This window comes from Mesorhizobium sp. M2A.F.Ca.ET.037.01.1.1 (assembly GCF_003998075.1).
GTDB lineage: Bacteria > Pseudomonadota > Alphaproteobacteria > Rhizobiales > Rhizobiaceae > Mesorhizobium.
Genome location: NZ_RZSA01000248.1, coordinates 1 through 7342, shown reverse-complemented (window position 1 = coordinate 7342; position 7342 = coordinate 1). Strand labels below are relative to the sequence as shown.

The 7342-nt window shown below is 65.1% G+C and carries 7 protein-coding genes, 1 tRNA gene and 1 pseudogene; 7 read left to right on the top strand and 2 right to left on the bottom strand.

Annotation, left to right across the window (positions count from 1 at the left end; translation table 11 throughout):
* From EOA27_RS14610 to EOA27_RS14585, 6 genes and pseudogenes are all read left to right on the top strand, one after another.
* Positions 1–105, top strand: a pseudogene (locus EOA27_RS14610) (precorrin-4 C(11)-methyltransferase); the annotation flags it as partial.
* A 14-nt stretch (positions 106–119) separates the two neighbouring features.
* A complete protein-coding gene (gene cobA, locus EOA27_RS14605; RefSeq protein WP_126082096.1) occupies positions 120–917 on the top strand; it encodes a uroporphyrinogen-III C-methyltransferase in 798 nt (265 codons plus the stop codon).
* Positions 914–2230: a cobyrinate a,c-diamide synthase gene (locus EOA27_RS14600; RefSeq protein WP_126082095.1), complete on the top strand. Its 1317-nt coding sequence runs from the start codon at positions 914–916 to the stop codon at positions 2228–2230. Before cobA ends, EOA27_RS14600 begins: the two co-directional genes overlap by 4 nt.
* Positions 2227–2994 carry an adenosylcobinamide-GDP ribazoletransferase gene (locus EOA27_RS14595; RefSeq protein ID WP_126082094.1) on the top strand — a complete coding sequence of 256 codons (768 nt, stop codon included), beginning with the start codon at positions 2227–2229 and terminating at the stop codon, positions 2992–2994. Before EOA27_RS14600 ends, EOA27_RS14595 begins: the two co-directional genes overlap by 4 nt.
* A gap of 24 nt (positions 2995–3018) precedes the next feature.
* On the top strand, positions 3019–4044 hold the full coding sequence (gene cobT, locus EOA27_RS14590) for a nicotinate-nucleotide--dimethylbenzimidazole phosphoribosyltransferase (protein ID WP_126082093.1): 1026 nt from the start codon (positions 3019–3021) through the stop codon (positions 4042–4044).
* Between the two features lie 234 nt (positions 4045–4278).
* Positions 4279–4611: a hypothetical protein gene (locus tag EOA27_RS14585; protein ID WP_126060191.1), complete on the top strand. Its 333-nt coding sequence runs from the start codon at positions 4279–4281 to the stop codon at positions 4609–4611.
* A gap of 174 nt (positions 4612–4785) precedes the next feature.
* Here EOA27_RS14585 and EOA27_RS14580 read toward each other — a convergent pair.
* Positions 4786–4861: transfer RNA gene (locus EOA27_RS14580), tRNA-Lys, on the bottom strand.
* A 105-nt stretch (positions 4862–4966) separates the two neighbouring features.
* Positions 4967–5869 carry a PhzF family phenazine biosynthesis protein gene (locus EOA27_RS14575; RefSeq protein ID WP_126082092.1) on the bottom strand — a complete coding sequence of 301 codons (903 nt, stop codon included), beginning with the start codon at positions 5867–5869 and terminating at the stop codon, positions 4967–4969.
* 132 nt (positions 5870–6001) lie between these two features.
* Between EOA27_RS14575 and EOA27_RS14570 the strand changes: the two genes are divergently transcribed.
* Positions 6002–7288, top strand: a complete 1287-nt coding sequence (locus EOA27_RS14570) for an efflux RND transporter periplasmic adaptor subunit (protein ID WP_126082091.1) — start codon at positions 6002–6004, stop codon at positions 7286–7288.
* Positions 7289–7342: the final 54 nt, after the last annotated feature.

Sequence of the window (7342 nt, the reverse complement as noted above, 5' to 3'; positions counted from 1 at the left end):
GCGATCATCTTCGTCGGCAGCGCGCTCGCCGCGCAGGATTTCGGCGAAAGCTCACTCTACGACGCCCACTACCAGCGGCGTTTTCGCGGACGGGACGGATTGTGAACGGCGGCGCCAACATGAACGGACGGGCAAATGTGGAGCAGGCGCTGGCGCGGCTGAACTTCAAACCGCGTGAGCTGGAACCGGGCCATGTCTGGCTGGCCGGCGCCGGCCCCGGCGATCCCGGCTGCCTGACGCTTGAGGTGCTGGCGGCGCTCGGGCAATGCGACGCGCTCGTCTATGACGCGCTGGTCTCGCCCGACGTCGTGGCGGTCGCCCAGGGCGCCGAACTCTTCTACGCCGGAAAACGCGGCGGCCAGCCTTCGATGAAGCAGGACGACATCAACGCCCTGCTTGTGCGGCTGGCGCGCGATGGCCGCCGCGTCGTGCGGCTCAAGGGCGGCGATCCCTACATTTTCGGCCGTGGCGGCGAAGAGGCCTTGGCGTTGGCGGGCGAGAAAATCCCGTTCCGGGTGCTCTCCGGCCTGACCTCCGGTCTCAGCGCGCTGGCCGCGACCGGCATTCCCGCCACCATGCGCGGCATCAACAAGGCCGTCATCCTGGCGACCGGCCATGCGGCAGGCACCGATGACGATATCGACTGGGCGGCGATCGCCCGCACCGGACAGCCGGTCGTCGTCTATATGGGCATGGCCAATTTGCCGGTGATCGCGGCAAAGCTGCTCGAGGGCGGCCTCGCGCCGACGACCCCCGCCGCGGTGATCGTCGCGGCGACCACACCGCAGGAACGAATCGTCGTAGCCACGCTCTCCACCATCGCGGACGAAGCCGCTGCCGCAGGGCTCGCTTCGCCGGCGCTGATCGTCGTCGGCGGCATCGTCGCCATGCGCGCGGCACTGACGGGCGGCGCATGACGGCGCGCGCGATCATCATCGGCGCGCCGCGCTCCGGCTCGGGCAAGACCAGCGTCACCATCGGCCTGTTGCGCGCGCTCGCCCGGCGCGGCCTGAAAGTGCGCGGCGCGAAATCCGGACCGGACTATATCGATCCCGGCTTCCACACCGCCGCCACCGGCCTCTCCGGCGTCAACCTCGACAGCTGGGCGATGTCGCCTGCCCTGCTCAACGCGCTGGCGGCCCAGGCTGCGGACGACGCCGAATACATCATCCTCGAAAGCGCCATGGGCCTGTTTGACGGCATCCCCGCCTCGCAAGGCCGCTCAGGCTCGGCCGCCGATCTCGCCCGGCTCTACGGCCTGCCCGTCCTTTTGGTGCTAGACGTTTCCGGACAGTCGACCACGGCGGCGGCGGTGGCCAAGGGTTTCGCGACCTACGATCCGGATGTGCGCATGGCCGGCGTCGTGCTCAATAGGCTCGGCAGCGAACGCCACCGGCGGCTGTCCGGCGACGCCATCGAGGCGATCGGCCTGCCTGTGGTCGGCGCCATACTGCGCGATCCGACGCTGAACCTGCCGGAACGGCATCTCGGCCTCGTCCAGGCCGGCGAGTACGAGAACCTGATGGCGCATCTCGACCGGCTGGCCGACATGGTCGAAAGGTCGCTCGACATCGATGCCATCTTGGCGTTGGCGAAACCGCTCGAACCAGCGGCCGGCGACTTCGGTGACGCGCTGCAGCCGCCCGGGCAGCGCATCGCGCTAGCTGAGGATGCCGCCTTCACCTTCCTCTATCCGCATGTCGCCACGCATTGGCGCAAGACCGGCGCCGAGATCGTGCCTTTCTCGCCGCTTGCCGACGAGGGGCCTTCGCCGGACTGCGATGTCTGCTGGCTGCCAGGCGGCTATCCCGAGCTGCATGCCGGCAAGCTGGCGGCCGCGACGAGATTCCAGGCGGGAATGGCCCGCTTTGCGGCGACGAAGCCGGTTCACGGCGAGTGCGGCGGCTTCATGGTGCTGGGCGAAGAGCTGGAAGACGCGGAGGGGACAAGCCATAAGATGCTCGGCCTGCTTGGCCATTCGACCAGCTTCGCCAGGCGCAAGATGAATCTCGGTTATCGCGAGGCGCGGCTGCGCGCCGCCTGCCCGTTGGGGCCGGAAGGCACGCTGATCCGCGGCCACGAATTCCACTATGCCCAGATGACGGCCATCGGCAATGACGAGCCCTTGGCCGATCTTGCCGACGGCCAGGGCAACCCGCTCGGCGCTTCCGGCTACCGGCGCGGCCATGTCAGCGGCACCTTTTTCCATGCCATTGCGAGGAGCGCATGAGCGGCCCTTCGGCGCCCCGGCAATTGCTTGACGATATCGGCCTCAGCCTCGTCTTCTTCACCAGGCTGAGATTGCCGTCGAGCGATTTCGGCGGCCGCAGCCTTGCCGACGCGATCTGGGCGGCGCCCTTCGCCGGTCTTGCAGTGGCGATCATCGGTGCGCTTGTCTGCGCCATCGCCTACAGCTTGGGTCTTGCCACCGGCCCTGCTGCGGCGCTCACGCTCGCCGCGACCATGCTCCCCACCGGCTGCTTGCATGAGGATGGGCTTTCCGACATCGCTGACGGCTTTTGGGGCGGCAGGACGCGCGACAGGAAGCTGGAGATCATGCGCGACAGCCGCATCGGCGCCTATGGCGCGGCCGCGCTTGGGCTGTCGCTGCTTATCCGCTGGAGCGCGCTGTCCGAACTCGCCGGTCCCGGCCACATCTTCCTGGCGCTGCTCGCCGCGCACGCCGCTTCGCGCGGGCTTTTCGGCGCCTTCATGCATCTTCTGCCGCCGGCCCGCAGCGACGGTCTGTCGGCGAATGCGGGCTTTGTCGCAAGCCAGACCGCCGCCATCGGCGCTGCGCTCGGCGCCGTGGCGCTGCTGGCGCTCGGCCTCGGCGGCGCCATCGCGGCGCTGATCCTGCTCGGCCTGGTCTTCGCGGGCTTCCGCGCGCTTTGCCTCGCCCAGATCGGCGGCCAGACCGGCGACACGATCGGCGCGCTGCAGCAGCTTGGCGAGATCGCCGTTCTTCTCGTCGCTTCCGTCTGCCTTTCCTGATTCTGTTTCGGAGACCTTGCCCCCATGTCCCCCCAACCAGCCTCGTTCAAATCGCTCGAAGACCTTCGCGCCGCCTGCCTCGATCTTCCGACTGGCAGCGACACCGCCGCCGGAGCCGTCGCCCGCCGCCAGGACACTCTGACCAAGCCGCCGGGCAGCCTTGGCAGGCTGGAAACGATCGCCGCGTGGCTCGGCCGCTGGCAGGGCCGCGACATGCCCAAGCTCGATCATGTGAAGGTCTTCGTCTTTGCCGGCAATCACGGTGTCACCGCGCAAGGCGTCTCGGCCTATCCGTCGGAAGTGACGGTACAGATGGTGGCGAACTTCGCCGGCGGCGGCGCCGCCATCAACCAGCTTGCCCGCATCGCCGGCGCCAAGCTCGACGTCATCCCGCTCGATCTCGACCATCCGACCGGCGATTTCACGCAAGTGCCGGCGATGGACGAGCAGGACTTCCTCGCCGCCGTCTCGACCGGCTACGACGCAGTAACGAGTGACCTCGATCTCGTCTGCTTCGGCGAGATGGGCATCGGCAACACCACCCCGGCGGCCGCGATCTCCACCGCCCTCTTTGGCGGCAGCGCGGAGAAATGGACCGGGCGTGGCACCGGCATCGACGATGCCGGATTGAAGCGCAAGGTGGTGGCGATCGAAGCCGGCCTGAAGCGCCATGTCGATTCGCTCTCAGACCCTTTGAAGATCGCTGCCGCCCTTGGCGGCCGCGAGCTTGCGGCCATCTTTGGCGCCACGCTCGCCGCGCGCAAGAACAACGTGCCGGTGCTGCTCGACGGTTTTGTGTGCACCGCCGCCGCCGCTCCGCTCGCGAGGCTGCATCCAACTGGCCTCGCCCATACCATCGCCGCCCATGTCTCGGCGGAAGCCGGCCACCGCCGCCTGCTCGAAGCGCTCGGCCTGCCGCCGCTGCTCGATCTAGGCATGCGGCTCGGCGAAGGCTCAGGCGCCTGCCTCGCCGTCAACATCGTGCGCTCGGCGCTGGAATGCCATGCCAGGATGGCAAGCTTTGCCGAGGCGGGTGTTTCGGAGAAATAACGGAACTTCCCAACAGATTGGTCCGCAATTTTCTGTTTCTGCAAATCGGCTTAAATTTATGTAAATTTAGCGGATTTTGCCAGATGCACTGATCTGACGCCGGATCAGCTAAAGATCATCTTACGATTAATTTCGGATGATTTGTGATTATCATCACAGATCAAATTCCGAGGCCATGCCAAATCACATAGTGGTTATTCCAATGTTGATATTTATTCAGAAACGGAGGAAGGCGTGGCTCGTTCGATTAGAGTACTGTATCGGGGAATGAAAGGCACAATTCGTCAGAACTTCAATTGGGACCCGATCAACTTAGACTCTGCGGTGATCATAACAGCAGCGGAATTTATACCTGCCTTCGGTGGCTTTGGTGGCGGACCGAAGACGCTTGGGCGCCCAAATCTTGGCTCCGCTAATGTTTATGTGACCAATGTTGGCCCCCACGGCGTGGCCGGCGGGGAAGCAGGAGGCGTTGAATTCCTTCTTCATGTCGACTGGGATAGTCCGTTGGACATCGTTGCAACCATCACCGTTCTGGATGACATCGAGGAATTCTTCCAGGCGTAGCGGACATCTTCCGTGGCCTGGTGCGGCATTGCCACTTATGGATTGATCCTGCGATCGCCGGTTGGGCAGCAATCGTCATGAGAGCTGTCTGACGGGCGATCGTTGCAGGTCTTGAGCCTTAACGGCTCAATCCGCCGCGAAGGCGGGCTAAAAGGAGAAATACCATCGGAAAATTGGTGGGTGTGCACAGGATCGAACTGTGGACCCGCTGATTAAGAGTCAGCTGCTCTACCAACTGAGCTACACACCCACACCGCCGGGAAAACCAGCGTCGGCGGCGCATATAGCCGCCGCTTCCGGGGATGTCTAGCCCTGCCGGATCATTTCCCGACAAATCGCCGAATTGCCGCACCCGTCACACAAAAAGCTTGCCTTCCGCGACCCTGACGGCATGGCCGCCGATGCGCGCGGAGGCCAGTTTTCCGCCATCGACATTGAGTTCCAGCCGGATGCGCGAGGGCCGGCCCATTTCCAGGCCCTGCTCGATCCAGAGCTGCGAGACGCCGTCGATCGGGGTGTCGAAATGCATGATGGCGCCGGCAAAGGCCGCTGCAGCCGAACCGGTCGCGGGATCTTCGTAGGACGGCGTGCCGGGCACGATCATCCGGACATGGAAAGCGCTGTCGTGATGTACTGTCTCTCGGCAATAGACGTATGGACTGGCGAAAGCCCATTCGCTCTTGCGGGGCGCCAATTCCGACCACGCCTGGTTGTCGAGCCTGATCTTGGCCGCCTCTTCCAATCCGGCAACGGGAACGGTCACGTAAGGCACGCCGGCCGACCAGAAGGCGACGCGGTGATTCTCGAAGCCGATCTCGTGCGGGCCAAGGCCGAGCGCGGCGCCGATCGCTTCCGGATCGGCCTTGAGCTCCAAGGCTTCCGGCAGTTTCGCCAGGTCGAACTCGGCGAAAGTAGAGCCGTCATGCTTGCTCACCGCGCAACGCACCGGCCCGATATTCTCCTCCAGCACGAAAATGCCGGCCTCCTCCTCGGCGAGTTCCGCCAGCGCGATGGCCGAGCCGACCGTCGGATGGCCCGCGAAAGGCATTTCATAGTCGGGCGTGAAGATGCGGATACGGTTGCGGTGCATCGGATTGTCTGGAGGCAGCACGAACACCGTCTCAGACAGGTTGAATTCGCGCGCGATCGCCTGCATGCCGGCAGTGTCGAGCCCATCGCTGTCGAGTACCACCGCAAGCGGATTTCCGGCCAGCCTTTCGGTGGTAAACACATCGTAAAGCAAGTAATTGCGCGCCATGGAGAAAACCTTTCGCCTCGCCCCGAATTTCTGCCCCAATCCCAACATGAGGGAAATTTAATTTGAAATTCGAACCTCAAAGCCTGATCTGTGCACGGACAGGGACATCGATTTCCAGCATAGGGGTCCGGGGTGGACCAGGTTGTCAATCCGCCAAAGGCGGAATCCGGTACTTCCATAGAGGCCGCGCTCGGCCTGGACCGCAAGGGCGTAAGCCGCAAGCGTCGCCGCCTCTGGCTTTACGCCCTGCTGGCGATAGCGGTCGCAGCGGTCGGCATTACCCTTTATCAATGGTACGCCGCGGCGCCCCCCAGGATTGAATACACCACCGTGCCGGCGGCGACCGCGGACCTCACCGTCGAAGTATCCGCCACCGGCACGCTGCAGCCGCTGACCCAGGTCGACATCTCCAGCGAGCTTTCCGGCATCGTCCGCTCCGTTGCGGTCAATGAAAACCAGCAGGTCAAGAAGGGCGACGTGCTGGCGACGCTCGATACCGCCAAGCTGGAGGTCCAGATCGAGCGCGCCACCGCCTCCGCCAAGGCGGCTGCGGCCGCCGTCGAGGACGCCAAGGTGACACTGCAGGAGAACGAGAACGCGGTGGTGCGCGCCAGCGCGCTGACCAAGCGCGGCATGGCGACGGACCAGTCGCTCGAAGCGGCAACCGCAACGCGCGACCGCTCGAAGGCAGCGCTCGACAGCGCCGAGGCCAATCTCGCCATCGCCCAGGCCGAACTCAAGGCGCAGCAGACAGACCTGGCCAAGAGCACCATCTATGCGCCGATCGACGGCATCGTGCTCACACGCTCGGTCGATCCCGGCCAGACGGTCGCGTCCTCGCTGCAGGCGCCGGTGCTGTTCGTCATCGCCGCCGACCTTCGCAACATGGAATTGCGGGCGGCGGTCGACGAGGCCGACATCGGCCAGGTCAAACCTGGCCAGCACGCCCGCTTCACCGTCGATGCCTTCCCCGACCGCCCGTTCGACGCCGAGATCCGCGACATCTCCTACGCCTCGGTCACCACCGATGGCGTCGTCACCTACAATGCGCGGCTCGAAGTCGACAATGGCGAGCTTCTGCTCAGGCCCGGCATGACGGCCACGGTCTCGGTCGTCACAAGGCAGGCCAAGGGCGTGCTTACCGTTCCTTCGACGGCCTTCCGCTATCGCCCGATGCAGCAGCAGGCGCGCAGCTGGAGCCTGAGCGATCTCTTCACCGGCCGCATGGGCCGCCCCAATCGGCAGCGCGAGCCGACCAAGGCGCCGACCGACGGCTCGCGCACGCTCTATGTGCTGGAGAACGGCCGGCCGCATCCGGTGAACGTCAGGATCGGCTCGACCGATGGTGAGCTGACCGAGATCACCTCCGGCCTCGATGAGGGCGCGCAAGTCATCACCGGCGCGCAGCAGCGGAGCTGACGACATGTCGGCTCCCCTGCTCATCACCTTCGACAAGGTCTGGAAGAGCTATGG